Here is a 16,245-nt window from a genome sequence, read left to right as displayed (position 1 = left end):
GTGATATTTTCCCCGATTTTCTCCCTCGGGCCGCGCGCAGGGCGTCAGCCCAGAACCGCCCCGACGGCGATGCGGGGGCAGTCCCCGTCCCGGCCCTCCTCGTCGGCCCATCGCGCGCTCAGGACCGTCAGCACGCCCGAGCCCGTCGTCACGGTCAGGGGCTCCGCCGCCAGCACCGTCCCGGGCGCGGCCTCCGCACCGTCGGCCCCCTCCGCGGGCCGGGTCCTCCACACGAAGAGCTTCCGTCCCTCCAGGAAGGTGAACGCTCCGGGGAAGGGCGGGGCCACGGCCCGGACCAGGTCGTGGAGGGCCCGTGCACCCTTCGACCAGTCCAAGAGCCCATCCGACGGCCGGCGCCGCCCGAAGGTCGTCGCCCGGGACTCGTCCTGCTCCACGCCCTCCGCCCGCCCCGCCAGGATGGCCGGCAGGCTGCGCCGCAGCACCTCCCCCGCCCGGGGGATCAGCTTCAGAAATACGTCGTGCGCGGTTTCGTCGGGCCCGATGGGGACGGCCGCGCAATCGACGATGCGGCCGCGGTCCGCACGCGCGGTCATGCGGTGCAGCGTCACCCCGGTCTCCGTCTCGCCGTTCAGGACGGCCCAGTTGACGCAGGCCCGGCCCCGATAGCGGGGCAGCAGCGAGCCGTGCATGTTGAAGGCCCCGAGCGGCGCCAGGTTCAGGATCCGCTCCGGGATCAGAGAGCGGTAGTAGAACGAGAAGATCAGGTCGGGCGCCAGGGCGCGGATGCTCTCCTCCTCGGCGTCCAGAGCCTCCGGGGTGAGGACGGTCAGGCCGTGGGAGCGCGCGCGGTCGGCCACGGAGGCGAACCAGCGCTCCTCCCCGGGGTCGTCCTCGTGGGTGTAGACCGCGGCCACCTCGACGCCCCCCTCCAGCAGCGCGTCCAGACAGACGCAACCGACGGAGCTGTAGGCGAAGACCACCGCCCGGCGCACGGCCCTCACCGGCCGGGCTCCGGCCCCGGGTCGTCCTGGGGGCCATAGACCTTCCGCACCACGTAGCGCGGACGTCGGCGCACCTCCTGGTAGATGCGCCCCACGTACTCCCCCGCGATGCCGACGCAGAAGATGGTGACGCCCATCAGCAGGAAGTTCAGCGCCAGAAGGGTGAACACTCCCTCCGCCTCGGGCCCGATCCAGAGCCTGCGGACGAACATGTAGACGGCGAAGAGCAGGCTCAGCACGGACAGGAGCATCCCCGTCATGGTGACCGCCTGGAGCGGCACGAGCGAGAACCCCGTCATCAGGTCGAAGTTCAGCCGGATCAGGCGGAACAGGCTGTACTTGGACTCCCCCCGCTCCCGCTCGCTGTGCCCCACGTCGATCTCCACGGGATTGACCGCGAACTTCTGGGCCAGGGCGGGGATGAAGGTCGTGCTCTCCGCGGCCTCGTTGATGATGTCGACGACATCCCGCCGATACCCCCGGAGCATGCAGCCGTAGTCGTGAAGCGAGAGGCCCGTGATCCGGTTCGTGATCCGGTTGACGATGCGGGAGGCCGCCTTCCGGAAAAAGGCGTCCTTGCGCTGGCTGCGCACCGTCCCGACGACGTCGTGCCCCTCGTCGATGCAGGCCGCGATGCGGGGGATCTCCTCCGGAGGGTTCTGAAGGTCCGCGTCGAGCGTGACGACGATCTCCCCCCTCGAAGCCTCGAAGCCCGCCATGATCGCCATGTGCTGGCCGAAGTTGCCGTTGAAGTCGATGATCCGGACGACCTCCGGCCGTTCGGCCCGCTGACGCAGCAACAGGGGCAGCGACGCGTCCCGGCTGCCGTCGTTGATAAATATCACCTCGTAGGGGCGTTCCATTGCGTCCAGCACCGGAAAGAGCCGCCCGAACAGCCCGGGCAGGCTCTCCTCCTCGTTGTAGACGGGAACGATCACCGAGACGTCCGTTTTTTCCATGTGCACCGCTCCAAATCCCTCGCGATCGACGACGATCAAAAATTGGCGAACAGCACGCCGCCCGGGGTCTCGCCCAGGCGCACCGGCTCCCGGCCGAGGTCCGACGCCAGAAGGCCCGCGTGCCTCGGCTTCGTCACCAGCAGCACCCGATCCGGCCCGTTCCACAGCCTGCGCAGCTGTGCGGCGTCGATGAACCACTGGGGGTCCTCCTCCCGAGCGGCGCCGAACTCCAGCTCGTTCAAAGTCCCGGCGACGACGATGCGCCGCCCCAGGTAGAAGGAGAGCCCCTGCATCAGCGACCGGTAGGCGACGATCCGGTCCCCCTCCCGGCCCCTCTCACGGACCAGTGCCGCGACGTCACGGGGCGAGTCCAGCCGCGCCTTCGCCTCGAAGCCCCGCGAGAACGCAAAGGCGTTGAGCAGAGCCAGGACGCACAGGACCGCGGGCATGAGGGAGAACGACCTCCGGCGGTGCATCGCCAGCGACGCGCCCCAAAAGAGCAGGAGGGCGGCCAAGGCGGGCAGCGTATGGGCAAGCAGATCCCCCGCCCCGGGGCGGGAGCTCAGCACCGGATACAGGACGCCCGCCGACGCCAGCGGAAGGAGGACCATCCCGTTCAGGATGACGAAGCGCCGGGACATCGGCACCGCCCCGGCACGGCCCTGAGACAGGGCCTCGAGCGCCGTACCGATCAGGATGGCCAGCGGGGGCATGCAGGGCGCGACGTAGGGGATCAGCTTGGAGTCCGAGAGCGAGAAGAAGAGGAACGGGAGCGCGACCCAGAGCCCCAGGAGACGCCCCGAGTCCCGCGAGAGGAAGCTCCACTTTCCGCGCGCCGCGTGCAGGGCCTCCAGCAGCATCCCGGTCCAGGGAACGAGCCCCGCCAGAAGGATGGGGACGAAGAACCAGAACGGCTCGTAGCGGTCGTGCACCTTGGTCAGGTAGCGCATCAGATGTTCCCGGACGAAGAAGAAGTCGAAGAAGTCGGGGTTCGCGCGGCAGACCGCCCAGAACCACGGCACCGTGAGCGCGAAGTAGAGGGCGATCCCCGACGGGGGAAAGATCCGGGGCAGCTCCCGCCACCGCCGTGCGAACAGCAGGTGCAGCACGGCGATCCCGCCGGGGAGCACCACGCCGATCAGCCCCTTGGACAAGGTCGCCAGGGCCATCCCCGCGTAGAAGAGGAGCAGCCAGGGGCGACCGCGGGACCGGTCCGGCTCCGAGGACCACATCCCGTAGCCGAAGAGCGCCGCCGTGAAGAAGAACGTCAGCGTCATGTCGATGATGTTGAGCCGGGACACCCCGAACCAGAGGAGCGAGCTCGCCAGCACCAGGGCGGAGAGGACACCGGCCCGGGCGCTGCCCGTCATCCGCCTCGCGAGAAAGAGGGTCAGGAGGCAGCCTCCCAGCCCGCAGAGCACCGGCACCAGCCGGGCGGCGAACTCGTTCCGGCCCAGGACGAGGAAGGACCCGGCCGTCAGCCAGTAGTGCAGCACCGGCTTCTCGAAGTACTTGACGTAGTTCAGCCGCGGGGTCACGAGGTCCCCGGACTCGAGCATCTCGCGCGGGATCTCCGCGTAGCGCCCCTCGTCCGGGTCGATCAGCCCGTAGGCCCCCAGGTTCCAAAGATAAACGAGCAACACCAGCAGGACCGCTAGGATCCGGCTGCGCCGCCCCTCCAGGGCCGTCATCGCTCCTCGAACTCCTCCAGGGTCCTGCGGATGGCGTCCTTCAGGGAGACCTTGGGCTCCCAGCCCAGCAGGGCGCGGATCTTGTCCACGGAGGGAACCCGGTTGCGCATGTCGTCGTACCCGTTGCGGTAATACCGCTCCGCCGGGACGGACTCGATCTTCACGCCGTTCAGGCGGGACTCGAAACGGGGCAGGCTCCGCATCGTTTCGAGGATCGTCTCCGCCAGCTCGCGGATCGAGACGTTGTTGGAGGGGCTGCCGATGTTGAAGATCTGGCCGTCGGCCCGATCCCCCTCGTTCCGCAGGATGGCCATGAGGGCGTCGGTCCCGTCGCCGATCCAGGTGAAGCTGCGGCGCTGCTCCCCCCCGCCGACGAGCGTCACCGTGCCGCGGTACAGGATGTCGTGGACGATCTGCGTGATGGACCGGGCCCGGCGCTCCCGGGCGTCCTCGAGGGTGTCCAGCCTGGGCCCCACCCAGTTGAACGGACGGAAGATCGTGTAGCGCAGCCCCCGTTCCTGTCCGTAGGCCGCGATGACGCGGTCGAGCATCTGCTTGCCGCAGCTGTAGATCCAGCGCATCTTGCCGATGGGGCCCACGATCAGGGGGCTCTCGTCCTCCAGCAGCAAATTGTCGCTGGAGAGCCCGTAGACCTCCGAGGTCGACGGGAAGACCACGCGCTTCCCGTGCTTCGCGCAGAGCCGAACGATCTTGAGGTTCTGCTCGAAGTCCAGCTCGAAGGTCCAGAGCGGGTGGCTGAGGTAGTAGGCGGGCTTCGCCACGCCCGCAAACGGCAGGACGACGTCGCAGGCCGCGACCTGCTCCTCGATCCAGGCGTCGTCGGTGAAGATGTCGCCCCTCCGGAACGAGAAACGTTCCCGCCCGGCGAAGCGCTCCAGGTTCGCGCCCTCCAGGTCGAACGCGACGACCTCGTCGTCCGAGGCGTCCAGAATTTTTTCGGTCAGGTGGCTCCCGATGAATCCGTTCGCCCCCAGCAAAAGTATCCGCATGTACAGCCTACCTCCAAAGTACAGAGATCGAAAAAACGCTCGCGCCCCGAAAAACGGCGGATTTTCCGGGGTTCCAGACCGGTCCGGGGCCGGCCGCCTGCCAGGACTCGAAAAAAGGACCGCACGCCGCGAAGGACGTTCGCAGTCCCGTCGGATGCACTCCGTAAGCATCAAAAGAAAAGCACGGGTTATTTTACCCTAAAAAGGGCGTGGAGACTAACGCCGATCGCGTCCGTTCCCGTCCTTGGGGAGGAGCACGCCGCCCCGCTAGCCGTCCCCGACCCGGCGGCACCCCGGCCCGGACAGCCGGCTCCGCCCCCCGGTCTGCGGCGTCACCCGGATCTGCGTCCCGATCCGCTCCTTCAGGGCCGGGACGTGCGAGATGACGCCGATCAGCTTGCCGTCCCGCCGCAAAGTCGCCAGGGCCTCCAGCGCCGTGTCGAGCGCGTCCTCGTCCAGCGTTCCGAATCCCTCGTCCAGGAACAGCGAATCGACCCGGACGTTCCGGCTCGCCATCCGGGAGAGCCCCAGGGCCAGGGCCAGGCTGACGATGAAGCTCTCGCCGCCCGACAGGTTCTTGGTGGACCGGACCTCCCCGGCCTGGTAGTCGTCGATCACGTTGAGCTCCAGGGGCTGGGCGTCGTCGCGGACCAGGAGGTAGCGGTCGCTCATCCTGCGCAGCTGCCGGTTGGCGTGGCCGACCACGAGGTCGAAGGTCAGTCCCTGGGCGAAGTTGCGGTATTTCTTGCCGTCCGCGGACCCGATCAATTCGTGCAGATCGTCCCACCTGCGGCACTCCTCCTGCTGGGCCTCGAGGGCCGTCCGCCTCTCCCTCACCCGCTCCCTGGCGGCGGCGTCCTCGGCCAGCCGGTGCCCGAGGCCGGCGAGGACCGCCCGCAACCCTCTAAGGGCCTCCTGACACGCCTCGAACCGGGTTTCGAGCTCTCCCAGCGGCTCGTCGGTCACTTTTTTTTCCAGCTCCGCCGCCAGGCGCGCCTCCCGATCCCTTCGCCTGGCCCTCAGGTCCGTCCGCCGGTCGTCGAGCTCCCTGGCCCTGGCCGTCAGCTCGGCCCTCCGTCCCGGGGAGAGGACGGCCGCCAGAAACGCGCCCTCGTCGGCGAAGCCCAGGGGGACGAGGGCCGCCGCAAACCCGGCCTCCAGCCGCTCCAGTTCCGAACCGCGCTGGCCGATCCGTCTCCTCAGGGCCTCGACGCGGGCCCTCGCGTTGTTCCATTGCTGCCGCAGCGCGTCGTGCCGTTCCCTGGCCTGTTTCTCGGCTTCCTCGGCCCTGGACGCCCCCTCGTGCAAAAGGCGCTCCTCCTCGTCGGGGCTCCCGTCGCCGTACAGCGCCCTGCGCTCCTCGCTCCCCGCGGCGAGCTCCGCCTTCAGGGCCTCCAGCCGCTCCCGCCTCTCGGCCAGGGCGGCGCTCTGAGTCTCGATCACCGCCTCGAGCCGCTTCACCTCGCCGTCGATCCCGGCGATCCGCCGTTCGGCCTCCGACCTCTTCCCGACCTGGTCCTGCCACGCCCTCAGGCGCGCGCCGAGGGATTCGATCACGGACATGAGGTCCGACTCGGGAAGCTCCGAGACGCCCAGCGGCGACAGCCTCTCGGCCACGGCCCGCCGGCGCTCGGAAAAATCGGCCAGGAGCCTTTCCAGACCGCCCTTCGCCTCGTCCAGGGTTTTCTCGGCGGCCCCTCGGCCGTGGTCCGCCACCGCCTCCAGTCGTTCAGCCTCCGCCAGGTTTTGGCGGGCCAATCCCTCCGCCGCCTCGAGCTCCGCGATGCGCGCCTCCTGCCCCTCCGCCCGGTCGATCAGGTGGGACAGCTCCTCGATCCTTCGTTCCATCGCGTCGGGGACCGGGGCGTTGCCCTTCGCAAAGGGGTGTTGGGTCGCCCCGCAGAGCGGACAGGGCTCCCCGTCCACCAGGCTCGCCCGGTGCGCCTCGAGCTCCGCGATGCGGGCCTGCAGGGCCGTCTCCCGGAACAGGCTGTCCTTTTCGGTGCGGTACTCCCGCAGCAGACGGTCCCCCAGCAGGCGGTCCAGCGCCTCCCGGGCCTCCCGAATCCGCTCCGCCGTCTCCTCCAGCTCCCGCCTCCGAACCTCGGTCCCCCTCCGGCGGTCGTCGAGCGACCGGCCCGCCAGCTCCAGGGCCTCGGCGGCCGCATCCCGCCCGACCTCCCTCCGGACGATCTCCTTTTGCACGGAGAGCAGGCCGGCAAACTGCTCCTCAACACCGGCCAGTCCGCCGACCAGCCACTCGTCACACGCGTGCTCCCGGAGGTAGGCGCCGGCACCCTCCAAAGCGGCGGCGGCCTCGGCCCGCCCCTCCCTCTCCCGCAGCATGGCCCGCCGGTCCGCGTCGATCCTCGCGGCGTCCCTGGCACAGTCCGCCTCGGACTCCGCGATCGCCCTCGCCCGGTCGGAAAGCTGCTGGTCCAGGGCGCGGACCCTCTGCAGGGTCGGCGCGGCCGCCCTCAGCGCCTCCTTGGCCCGGGCAGCCTCCCGCTCGGCCGATTCCAGGGCCCGGGACGCCTCCCCGGCGGAGGATTCCAGCCCGGGAAGCGTCTCCTCCTCGAGCTTCAGCGCCGCTTCGTCGGCCGCCTGCTGCTTCCGCGCGGCGGCGAGCGTCGCGTAGGCGCCGTCCAGGGAGGCGGCGCGCGTCGCCCGGCCCAGTTTTTCCCGCTCCGGCTCGAAGGCCTTGAGAGCGCTCCCGAGCTCGGACTCCTCCCCGGCCAGGCCGACGAGCTCCTCCTTCAGGCCGTCGATGGCGGTGAGCCAGGCCATGGCCCTTCCGACCTCGGCGGACCTGGCGGCCAGGTCCGCCTCCTCCCCCTGCCTGGTCTCGAGCGCCCGCCGGAGCTCTTCCTCCTCCTCGGGCCCCAAAATCGCGATGCCCGCCGTCTCGGCCTGGAGGCGGTCCAGCTTCTCCCGCTCCGCGCGCTGGCGCTCGTGGACGCGGATGGAGATCCGGCTGTAGATCTCCGTCCCCGTGATCTGCTCCAGGATCGGGGCCCGATCGTCCGGCGCCGCCTGGAGGAACGCGGCGAAGCCGCCCTGGGCCAGCAGCATGGAACGGGTGAAACGGTCGAAATCCATGCCGGTGACCGACTCGATCCGTTCGGCCACCCCTCTGATGTTGGACTCGAGGATCGTGCCGGAGTCGGCGTCGGCGATCTCGTGCTTCGGGGCCTGGAGCTCTCCGTCCGGCCTCTTGCGGGCCCGGCGCTGGCTCCAGTGGCACCGGTACCGCCCGGCCTGGGTCTCGAAGGTCACCTCGGCGCAGCACTCCCCGGTCCGGCGGGACAGGATCTCGTTCCCGCTCTTGGTGACCTTGGGCAGGCGCGGCGTCCGCCCGTAGAGGGCAAGGCAGACGGCGTCGAGGATCGTGGTCTTCCCCGCCCCGGTGGGACCGGTGATGACGAAGATCCCGTCCGAGGCGAAGGCGGGGTCCGTCAGGTCGACCTCCCATTCCCCGGCCAGCGAGTTCAGATTCTTGAAACGGACCTGCAGAATTTTCATCGGCCTGCCCCCTACTCCGCCATCGGGTCGTCCTCGTGAAGGGAGGCGACGGCCTCACGGTAGGACCGGAGCAGCTCCGTCCTCTGCTCCCCCGTCACGCCGTGGGCCGCGAGGCACCGCTCGAACACGTCCTCCGCGTTCAGATCGTCGAGCGTCTCCCCCTCGAAGGCCCGTTCCAGCACCCGGTCCGCGATGCGGCCGTTCCGGACCCGGAGGACCTCCATGCGGGTGCCGGAGACCGCGGACTCCAGGCGTTCGCGCAGATCTCCGACGACCGCCTCCCCGTCGTAGACGACCTCGAGCCAGCTTTCCGAGCCCGCCGCCGCCAGCTCGAGGATGCGGCCCGCGATGGCGTCCCAGTCCCCCGCGATGCGTTCGAGCTCCTGAAACACCGGCACGTCGATCAGGGTCACGGAGGGGACGGCGCCGCGGAACTCGACCCGGCAGACGCTCTTGCGCTGACCGGCCTCCCCGAACCCCATGGGCAGGGGCGATCCGCTGTACCGCAGGATCTCGGAACCGTTCACCCTCTGCGGGACGTGGAGGTGACCCAGTGCCACGTAGTCGAGGCAGTCGGGAAAGGCGTCGGCCGTCACGCGGGCCAGGGAGCCGATATAGAGCTCGCGCACGCCGTCGCCCTCGACGGTCCGCCCGCCGGCCGCGAACAGGTGCCCCGTCGCGACGATGGGGATGTCGGGCCCCAGCTCCTCCCGCCTCCGCTCGGCCAGGGCGGCGACGGCCGCGTAGTGCTCCCGGATGCCGTCGGTCAGCTTCCGGTCCTTGTCCTCCGGGCTCTCCCCCGCCTCCGCCGTACGGACATCGCGGTCCCGGAGGTAGGGCACCGCGCAGACGATCAGCTCCGGCGCACCGTCGCGTCCACGGAGCACCAGCACCTCGTCCTCCGGGTCCTCCGCGGCGCTCCCGACCACGTGCACGTTCAGGGTCGCCAGCAGCGACCTCGGGGCGTCCAGGAAGGTGGGGGAATCGTGGTTGCCCGCGACGACGACGACGTGCCGGCAGGGCGAGGCGGCCGCCCGGCACAGGAAACGGTAATAGAGCTCCTGGGCGCGGTTGCTCGGAGCCCCGTTGTCGAAGACGTCCCCGGCCACCAGCAGGACGTCGATCCCTTGCCTTTCGATGGTCTCCGCCAGCCAGTCCAGAAAGGCCCCGAACTCCTCGTAGCGCTTTCTGCCGCAGAGGGCCCGGCCCAGGTGCCAGTCGGAGGTGTGGAGGAGCTTCAGCATGGTCTTATCTCGTTTCGTTCCATTTCCGCCAATCTCGATTGGCCCTTTTCATCAGGCGCTCCAACGGAGCGCCCCGGTCAGCGCATTCAGGGGAAGAGCGGGCCGAGGCCGGATATCGTCCAGGCGCAGTAGAGCAGCAGCACGGCCATGACGGCATCGACCTCCGCCTCGTAACGAGAGAGGTACCGCTGGAACAGCGTCCCGAAGAGCCCCCACAGAAGCAGGGAACCGAACCCCACGACCCCGGCGGCGGCCGAGACCATAAGGATCAGGGGCAGGGAGTCGCTCCAGGGCACGATGAAGCTCGACATCAGCGTCAGGCTGTAGAGCAGGACCTTGGGATTGACGAGCTGGAGCAGCACCCCCTGAAGCAGGCTGTAGCTCCTCTCCGGCTCGCGCGCACCTCCAGCGGACCTCCTCAGGAAAGGTCTGAAGGCCAGGTAGAGAAGGTAAAGCGCTCCCAGCATCCCCAAAACGGGCTGAACCTTCGGAACCAGCGTCTTCAGGATCAGGTTGAACGCCCCGGACATCGTCATGACCATGACCAGCCCCGACGCCATGCCGACGAAGAAGGGCAGGCTGCGCCTCAGCCCGAACCGGCGCGCCCCGTTCATCGCCATGATGTTGTTGGGCCCCGGGGTATAGCTCGCCACAAGAGCGAAGAGTATCGCGGCCTTCCAGGGTATCATGCACAGACCTCCCAGTTGTGGACCTGTCGTTCGACGAGTCGTCGTCAGGCCCACAAATTCGGTTCCCGCCCATTTCCGGGCGGTACTTTTGAAGTATAGCAAAGCCCAAACGGAAGCACACGCGGACACTACGCAAAACTCACCATACGGGAATCGCTAAAACGCCCGATATGGTCAATAAAGGTCAGTAGTATCATATTGGTCAGAAACGAGATGCCCCCTCGGGGGCGATTTTGAAAATTTGGAGGGATAACTCATGAGGAACAGATATTTTCCGGTGGTCTTCGAGCGTTTTTCGGATCCGACGGCCTCCCTGTTTCAGGGGATGCAGAGCTTGGCCGAGCAGATGGGGATGCCGCTTTTCGACTCGGCGTCGGGGCTGAGCGCCAAGGTGGACTTCTATCGGCACGACAGCAAGCTGTTCGTCGAGGCCGAGCTGCCGGGGGTCAAGCCCGAGGAGGTGGAGCTGCACGTCTGCGCCGACAAGCTCACCTTCTCCGCGGAGAAGAGCTTCGAGAAGAAGGAGGGCGGCGAGGACAAGAACTACTTCCGGTCCGAGCGCAGCTACGGCAAGGTCGAGCGGATGATCGCCTTCCCGGTGGAGGTGGACCCGGAGAGCGCGAAAGCCTCCTTCAAGAACGGGGTCCTGACCGTCGAGATGGCCGAGAAGAGCCAGGAAAAGGGCTACAAGAAGGTCGCCATATCCGCCGAGGCCTAGCCCGGCAGCTTTGGGGCAACATCCTCCTTGTAAGAGAAAAAGCGAATAAGTGCAATCGCCGCAGTGTACGGGGCAGCCTGAAGGCTGCCCCGTCACATTTTCGAAACCAATAGATCAATTTTGATCAGCCTCAACATACTCTTTTCAAACCTTTTTTTCGGATATTCTCCGCCCCAAATACCGGTATCCATGGACAGGACAGGGGCCGACCCTCTCGGGCCGGCCCCTGCGTCACGCCGGATGATTTTCCGACGCCGTCTCTAATCCATCCGCTCCCATTCGACCGTGTGGACGGTGCCGCCCACCGCCACCCGCAGCCGGCCGTCGCGCGCGCAAGGTGCGGGACCGCCCGACGGCGCACAGGGCGCCGGGCCGGGACGCGCCCGCCACGCCGCCCGAAGAAGACGGGCTTCCTCGTAAAGCCGGGCCTCGTCACGGAGCAGGTCCAGGGCCTGCGAGAGAGAGATCCTTGAAAAACGCGCCTTCTGCCCCGGAAGGCGCTGAGCCAGAACCGGGATGTCGACGGCGCAGACCGTCGCTATTTTCGTGTAGCCCCCCGTCGTCTGCCGGTCGGCCAGCATCACGATGGGCTGCCCGTGTCCGGGCACCTGAACGCTGCCCAGGACGATGGCGTCCGAGACGATGTCCGGCCCCGCGACGTGCTCCACGACCGGCCCCTCCATTCGATACCCCATGCGGTCCGCCGACGCGGATATCGCGTACTCCGCGCTCAGGAAGGTCCGGAGCCCCACGGGCGTGAAGGCGTCGTCCTGCGGCCCCGGCACCACGCGCAGCGGGGCCTCCGGGTCCCGCCGCGGACGCAGCGCGAAGGGAAGCTGCAGCCCCTCGGAGTCGGCCCAAAGGACGTCCGGCCTCCCGGTACGAAGCGAGTCGCCCGCCTTGAGGGGCCGCCCCTCGTACCCGCCGAACCGTCCCCGCACGTAGGTGGAACGGCTCCCCATGACCACCGGGACGTCGATCCCCCCGCTGACGCAGAGATAGGCCCGCGATCCGGTGGACGGAGCGGAGAACGCGAGCGCGTCGCCCGCCCTGACGCGATGGACCCGCCAGGACTCCAGCACCTCCCCGTTCCGGGTCAGGCCGGCGTCGGCGCCGGTGACGACGATGCAGCCCTCCCCTTCCGCGACCTCCAGGGTCGGCCCCAGCACGGTGATCTCGAGCGCCGCAGCCCCCTCGTGGTTGCCCAGAAGAATATTGCCCAGCCGCAGTGCGGGGCCGTCCATCGCCCCGGCGACGGGGACGCCCTGGAGCTGGTAACCGTAACGGCCCAGGTCCTGAACCGTGGTGAACATCCCCGGCTTTTCGATCGACAGGCGCATCACGCCCCCACCTCCCGCCTCGTGATCTCGGGACGCCAGTCCGGGCACGCGGCGTCCCTCTCCAGGCGCTCGAAGTCCTCCATGGGGATGGGGACAAAGCGCACCCACATCCCCGCATTCAGAAAGATCGGCACGGGGCGGTCCGGGTCGAAGAGCCGCAGCGGGGTCCGCCCGATCAGGTTCCAGCCCCCGGGGCTGTCGATCGGGTAGATCCCCGTCTGTCGGCCGGCGATCCCCACCGAACCCGCCGGGATCCTCTCCCGGGGCTCCGGAAGCCGCGGCGTCTCGAGCGTCGCGTCCATCCCTCCAAGGTAGGAGAACCCCGGCGTGAAGCCCAGCATGTAGCAATAGCACTCGGCGGCCCCGTGGCGGCGGATCACCTCGTCGGGCGCAAGGCCCGTGTGCTCCGCCACTCGTCCGAGGTCGGGGGCGAACTCCCCCTCGTAGCAGACGGGAACGACGACCACCTCGCCGCCGCCGCCGACCGCTTCCGCCGTCGTCTCGGCCATCTTCAGGAGACGCTGCCCGAGCTCGGACGGGTCGGGCGCGCGAAGCGGATCGAAGCAGACGGCGAGCGATCGGTAGGTGGGCACGGTCTCGACGAAGCCGGGGAAGGGCGAGCCCTCGATCCTCCTCCGCAGGGCCTGGACGCGGGCGTTCACGCCGAGGTCGATGCCACTGCCGAACTCGACGACGAGGCAGCACTCCCCCGCGTTCAGAATGCGGGGAACGATGGGGTCGGCCATGGAGATCCCTCCTTGCATGACATGAAAAACCGTCCCTGAATCCCGGGACACCGTTCAACCCCCCGAGGAAGGGGACCGCCGGCGCTCATGAGCTCACGAGAAGAGCTTGCTCAGGCCCATCAGCGCTCCCCAGCCCATCCAGGCCGTGAAGACGACCATGACCCAACCCAGGGCGGTGAGCCAGACGGGGTGACGGTACTCTCCCATAATGTCCTTTCGGTGGGCCGCCAAAAGCATGGACGCCAGCGAAAGAGGCAGAATCATGCCGTTGATCGAGCCGGCCAGGATAAGCAGCGTCACGGGCCGGCCGACCCACGTCAGAATCGTCGTCGAGGCCAGGATGAAGCCGATGATCCAGAAGCGGTAATGGCGCTCGACTAAACCGAACAAGGTGCGCAGGAAGGAGACGGAGGTGTAGGAACAGCCGACCACGGAGGTGATGGCCGCGGACCAGAGGATGACGCCGAAGATCTTGTAGCCCACCTCGCCCGCCGCGATGCGAAACGCGTCCGCCGCCGGGTTGGACGGATCGAGTTTCACCCCGGTGACGACGACGCCCAGCACCGCCAGGAAGAGCAGGAAGCGCATGACGCCGGTGATGAAGATGCCGTTGACGGAACCGCGGCTGATGCGGGCGATATTCTCCGTCCCGGTAATGCCCGCGTCGATGATGCGGTGGGCCCCGGAGAAGGTGATGTAGCCGCCGACGGTGCCGCCGACAAGGGTCAGGATCGTCGTCCAGTCGACGACGGAGGGGGTCACGATTTCCCGGACGGACTCGGCTGCGGGGGGATTGGTCTTGAAGACCACGTAGGCGATCATGGCGATCATCACGAAACCCAGCACCTGGGTGAACCGATCCATGGCCTTGCCCAGATCGCGCCAGAGGAAGATGGCGATTGCCACGAGGGCGCTGGCGACGGCCCCCACGGTCTGGTCGACCCCCAGAAGGACGTTGCAGCCCAGGGCGGCGCCCCCGACGTTTCCTATGTTGAAGGCCAGCCCGCCGAGCGCCACGGCAAAGGCCAGAAAGTAGCCCAACCCCGGCAGCACCCTGTTGGCGACGTCCTGCCCGCGCAGGCCGGAGACGGCCAGAATGCGCCAGACGTTGAGCTGCACGACGATATCCACCAAGATGGAGACCACGATGGCGAAGGCAAAGGCGGCCTTCAGCCGTTCGGTGAATACGGTCGTCTGAGTGATGAACCCCGGCCCGATCGCCGAGGTCGCCATCAGAAAGGCCGCGCCCAGAAGAATGCTTACGGTCTCTCCCTGTGAATGTTTCTGCCGCAGTTCCGTCATGTTCCCTACCTCCCCTTTGTGTGGCGCAAAGCGGCGTAAAGGCCTCGCACTGCCGCGTCGCTCGTGTTCTCAATTATACATGTATACACACAAAAAAAAGCAACGAAAATCGATGGAATATTTCGCTTGACTTTCTCCCCTTCAATGCCTAACCTTAAAACGATCCATCGCTTCGGCCGCTTTCGGAATACGTCCTGCCGGAGCGAATCCGCGACCTGTCGAAGGGGGCGTTTTTACGATGTGGACGATAGACCTGAACAGCGACCTGGGGGAGAGCTTCGGCGACTGGAAGATGGGGATGGACGAGGACGTCATGGCATCAATCAGCTCCTCGAACGTGGCCTGCGGCTGGCACGCGGGCGACGCCGTGGTGATGCTCGGGACGGTGCGCGCGGCCAGGGCCAGGGGCGTGGCCGTCGGGGCGCATCCGGGCTACCCGGACCTGATGGGGTTCGGGCGCCGTGCCATGACCTGCACGCCCAACGAGCTCTACGCCTACACCCTCTACCAGTCGGGGGCGCTTGCGGCCGTCTGCCGCTCCGAGGGACTCGAGCTCCAGCACGTCAAGCCGCACGGGGCGATGTACAACCAGGCGGCCAAGGATCCGAAGATGGCCGAGGCCATCGCCCGGGCCGTGCGGGCCCTGGGCGGGGACGTCGTGCTGATGGGGCTCGCGGGCTCCGCCTTCGAGGCGGCTGCCGCCGAGGCGGGCGTGCCCTTCGCCGCGGAGGCGTTCGTGGACCGCGGCTACATGCCCGACGGGACCCTGGTCCCGCGGAGTCAGCCGGGGGCCTTCATCCACGATCCCCAAACGGCCGCGGCCCGGATGGTCCGGCTGGTCAAGGAGGGCAAAATCACGGCAGCCGACGGCAGCGAACTGCATTTGAAGGCCCAATCCATCTGCGTCCACGGGGACAACCCCGAGGCGGTCGCGATGGCCCGCACCGTGAGGACGGTGCTGGAGGGCGAGGGCATCGCGATACGCCCCTTGCGGGAATCGAAACGGTGAGGACGGAGCCCCGTACGCCCGCATCATCCATTCGGGCCCCGGGGCCCGGCAAAGGAGGTTTTGAATCGTGTCCAAGATGAGCGACTACGCGAACCACAGCCCGCAGGAGGTCCGCCGGATGATCCGCGAAGGGCGTTGGGACAGGCCCACCTCCGGCATGTGTTCGGGCCACGTGCAGGCCAACCTGGTGGTGCTCCCCAAGGATCTGGCCTACGACTTTCTGGTGTTCGCCCAGCGCAACCCCAAGCCCTGTCCCATTCTCGACGTCACGGAGCCCGGGGACACCGAGCCGCGGCTGGTGGCGCCGGGCGCGAACGTCGCGACGGACATCCCGCGCTACCGCGTCTGGAAGAACGGCGAGTGCGTCGACCAGCCGACGGACGTGACGCAATACTGGAGGGACGACCTCGTCGCCTTCCTCCTGGGCTGCTCCTTCTCCTTCGAGGGGGCACTGATCCAGTCGCACATCGGCGTGCGGCACATCGAGTGCGACTGCAACGTCCCCATGTTCGTCACCAGCATCCCCTGCCATCCCGCGGGGCGCCTGAGCGGTCCGATGGTCGTCTCCATGCGGCCGATCCCCGCCTCCCTGGTGCCGAAGGCGGTGCTCTGCACGGGACGGTTCCCGGCGGTGCACGGTGCTCCGGTCCATATCGGGGACCCGGCGGCCATCGGCATCGCGGATATCGGCAAGCCGGACTTCGGCGACCCCGTCGAAATCCGGAAGGAAGAGATCCCCGTCTTCTGGGCCTGCGGGGTCACGCCCCAGGCGGCGATCATGGCGGTGAAGCCGGAGTTCGCCATCACCCACTCCCCGGGCTGCATGTTCGTCGCCGACCCGCTGGACGCCGACTACGCCGTTTTCTAGCCCGAAAAAGCGTCTGAAAGGGCTGACCTAAACTGCTCTTGTTTCGGGGTGCGGTCTGCCGCACCCCTCCTTTGGGTTCTGTCGTCCTGGTTCCTCGTTATTCTGTGTGGGTAAGGAACTATTCAGTCAAATTCAAATGTCCTGCGACGAGGTAAATCATATCGATGAAGGTCTGTTTGTTTCGA

General features: G+C 67.9%; 13 protein-coding genes. 3 read left to right on the top strand and 10 right to left on the bottom strand.

Going from position 1 to position 16,245, the window contains the following annotated elements:
* Positions 1-44 precede the first annotated feature (44 nt).
* The 7 genes from EII26_RS03185 to EII26_RS03155 form a co-directional block, all read right to left on the bottom strand.
* Positions 45-962 carry a formyltransferase gene (locus EII26_RS03185; RefSeq protein WP_233572576.1) on the bottom strand — a complete coding sequence of 306 codons (918 nt, stop codon included), beginning with the start codon at positions 960-962 and terminating at the stop codon, positions 45-47.
* Positions 959-1,921, bottom strand: a complete 963-nt coding sequence (locus tag EII26_RS03180) for a glycosyltransferase (protein ID WP_124887703.1) — start codon at positions 1,919-1,921, stop codon at positions 959-961. Before EII26_RS03180 ends, EII26_RS03185 begins: the two co-directional genes overlap by 4 nt.
* 35 nt (positions 1,922-1,956) lie before the next feature.
* Positions 1,957-3,612 carry a phospholipid carrier-dependent glycosyltransferase gene (locus EII26_RS03175; RefSeq protein ID WP_124887702.1) on the bottom strand — a complete coding sequence of 552 codons (1,656 nt, stop codon included), beginning with the start codon at positions 3,610-3,612 and terminating at the stop codon, positions 1,957-1,959.
* Complete coding sequence (locus tag EII26_RS03170) at positions 3,609-4,622, bottom strand: bifunctional UDP-4-keto-pentose/UDP-xylose synthase (protein ID WP_124887701.1); 1,014 nt, start codon at positions 4,620-4,622, stop codon at positions 3,609-3,611. Before EII26_RS03170 ends, EII26_RS03175 begins: the two co-directional genes overlap by 4 nt.
* A 267-nt stretch (positions 4,623-4,889) precedes the next feature.
* Positions 4,890-8,144: an AAA family ATPase gene (locus EII26_RS13595; protein ID WP_124887700.1), complete on the bottom strand. Its 3,255-nt coding sequence runs from the start codon at positions 8,142-8,144 to the stop codon at positions 4,890-4,892.
* Positions 8,145-8,155: 11 nt separating this feature from the next.
* A complete protein-coding gene (locus EII26_RS03160; RefSeq protein ID WP_199735036.1) occupies positions 8,156-9,388 on the bottom strand; it encodes an exonuclease SbcCD subunit D C-terminal domain-containing protein in 1,233 nt (410 codons plus the stop codon).
* Positions 9,389-9,474: 86 nt separating this feature from the next.
* The gene (locus EII26_RS03155) at positions 9,475-10,077 is read right to left on the bottom strand and encodes a LysE family transporter (protein WP_124887699.1); all 603 of its coding nucleotides are present in this window, start codon (positions 10,075-10,077) and stop codon (positions 9,475-9,477) included.
* A gap of 256 nt (positions 10,078-10,333) precedes the next feature.
* Here EII26_RS03155 and EII26_RS03150 point away from each other — a divergent pair, with 256 nt between their 5' ends.
* The gene (locus EII26_RS03150) at positions 10,334-10,795 is read left to right on the top strand and encodes an Hsp20/alpha crystallin family protein (RefSeq protein ID WP_124887698.1); all 462 of its coding nucleotides are present in this window, start codon (positions 10,334-10,336) and stop codon (positions 10,793-10,795) included.
* A 260-nt stretch (positions 10,796-11,055) separates the two neighbouring features.
* Here the strand turns inward: EII26_RS03150 and EII26_RS03145 are convergent, their stop codons facing one another.
* From EII26_RS03145 to EII26_RS03135, 3 genes are all read right to left on the bottom strand, one after another.
* Positions 11,056-12,135, bottom strand: coding sequence for a 5-oxoprolinase subunit C family protein (locus EII26_RS03145; protein WP_124887834.1), 1,080 nt, complete (start codon positions 12,133-12,135; stop codon positions 11,056-11,058).
* Positions 12,135-12,881 carry a 5-oxoprolinase subunit PxpB gene (pxpB, locus tag EII26_RS03140; protein ID WP_124887697.1) on the bottom strand — a complete coding sequence of 249 codons (747 nt, stop codon included), beginning with the start codon at positions 12,879-12,881 and terminating at the stop codon, positions 12,135-12,137. The genes EII26_RS03145 and pxpB overlap by 1 nt, the downstream gene beginning before the upstream one ends.
* A 93-nt stretch (positions 12,882-12,974) precedes the next feature.
* Positions 12,975-14,183: an NRAMP family divalent metal transporter gene (locus EII26_RS03135; RefSeq protein WP_124887696.1), complete on the bottom strand. Its 1,209-nt coding sequence runs from the start codon at positions 14,181-14,183 to the stop codon at positions 12,975-12,977.
* Between the two features lie 238 nt (positions 14,184-14,421).
* On the opposite strand from EII26_RS03135, the gene EII26_RS03130 reads away from it, so the two are divergent.
* Positions 14,422-15,192: a LamB/YcsF family protein gene (locus EII26_RS03130; protein WP_124887695.1), complete on the top strand. Its 771-nt coding sequence runs from the start codon at positions 14,422-14,424 to the stop codon at positions 15,190-15,192.
* 76 nt (positions 15,193-15,268) lie between these two features.
* The gene (locus tag EII26_RS03125) at positions 15,269-16,060 is read left to right on the top strand and encodes a putative hydro-lyase (RefSeq protein WP_199735060.1); all 792 of its coding nucleotides are present in this window, start codon (positions 15,269-15,271) and stop codon (positions 16,058-16,060) included.
* Positions 16,061-16,245 lie beyond the last annotated feature (185 nt).

Source organism: Fretibacterium sp. OH1220_COT-178 (assembly GCF_003860125.1).
GTDB lineage: Bacteria > Synergistota > Synergistia > Synergistales > Aminobacteriaceae > CAJPSE01.
This window is presented reverse-complemented; position numbering and strand designations above follow the sequence as displayed.

Coding starts and splice junctions, on each gene's coding strand:
- EII26_RS13595 (WP_124887700.1), bottom strand. CDS start 8,144: ATGAAAATTCTGCAGGTCCGTTTCAAGAATCTGAACTCGCTGGCCGGG.
- EII26_RS03170 (WP_124887701.1), bottom strand. CDS start 4,622: ATGCGGATACTTTTGCTGGGGGCGAACGGATTCATCGGGAGCCACCTG.
- EII26_RS03125 (WP_199735060.1), top strand. CDS start 15,269: ATGAGCGACTACGCGAACCACAGCCCGCAGGAGGTCCGCCGGATGATC.
- pxpB (WP_124887697.1), bottom strand. CDS start 12,881: ATGGCCGACCCCATCGTTCCCCGCATTCTGAACGCGGGGGAGTGCTGC.
- EII26_RS03160 (WP_199735036.1), bottom strand. CDS start 9,388: ATGCTGAAGCTCCTCCACACCTCCGACTGGCACCTGGGCCGGGCCCTC.
- EII26_RS03150 (WP_124887698.1), top strand. CDS start 10,334: ATGAGGAACAGATATTTTCCGGTGGTCTTCGAGCGTTTTTCGGATCCG.
- EII26_RS03180 (WP_124887703.1), bottom strand. CDS start 1,921: ATGGAAAAAACGGACGTCTCGGTGATCGTTCCCGTCTACAACGAGGAG.
- EII26_RS03130 (WP_124887695.1), top strand. CDS start 14,422: ATGTGGACGATAGACCTGAACAGCGACCTGGGGGAGAGCTTCGGCGAC.
- EII26_RS03155 (WP_124887699.1), bottom strand. CDS start 10,077: ATGATACCCTGGAAGGCCGCGATACTCTTCGCTCTTGTGGCGAGCTAT.
- EII26_RS03145 (WP_124887834.1), bottom strand. CDS start 12,135: ATGCGCCTGTCGATCGAAAAGCCGGGGATGTTCACCACGGTTCAGGAC.
- EII26_RS03175 (WP_124887702.1), bottom strand. CDS start 3,612: ATGACGGCCCTGGAGGGGCGGCGCAGCCGGATCCTAGCGGTCCTGCTG.
- EII26_RS03135 (WP_124887696.1), bottom strand. CDS start 14,183: ATGACGGAACTGCGGCAGAAACATTCACAGGGAGAGACCGTAAGCATT.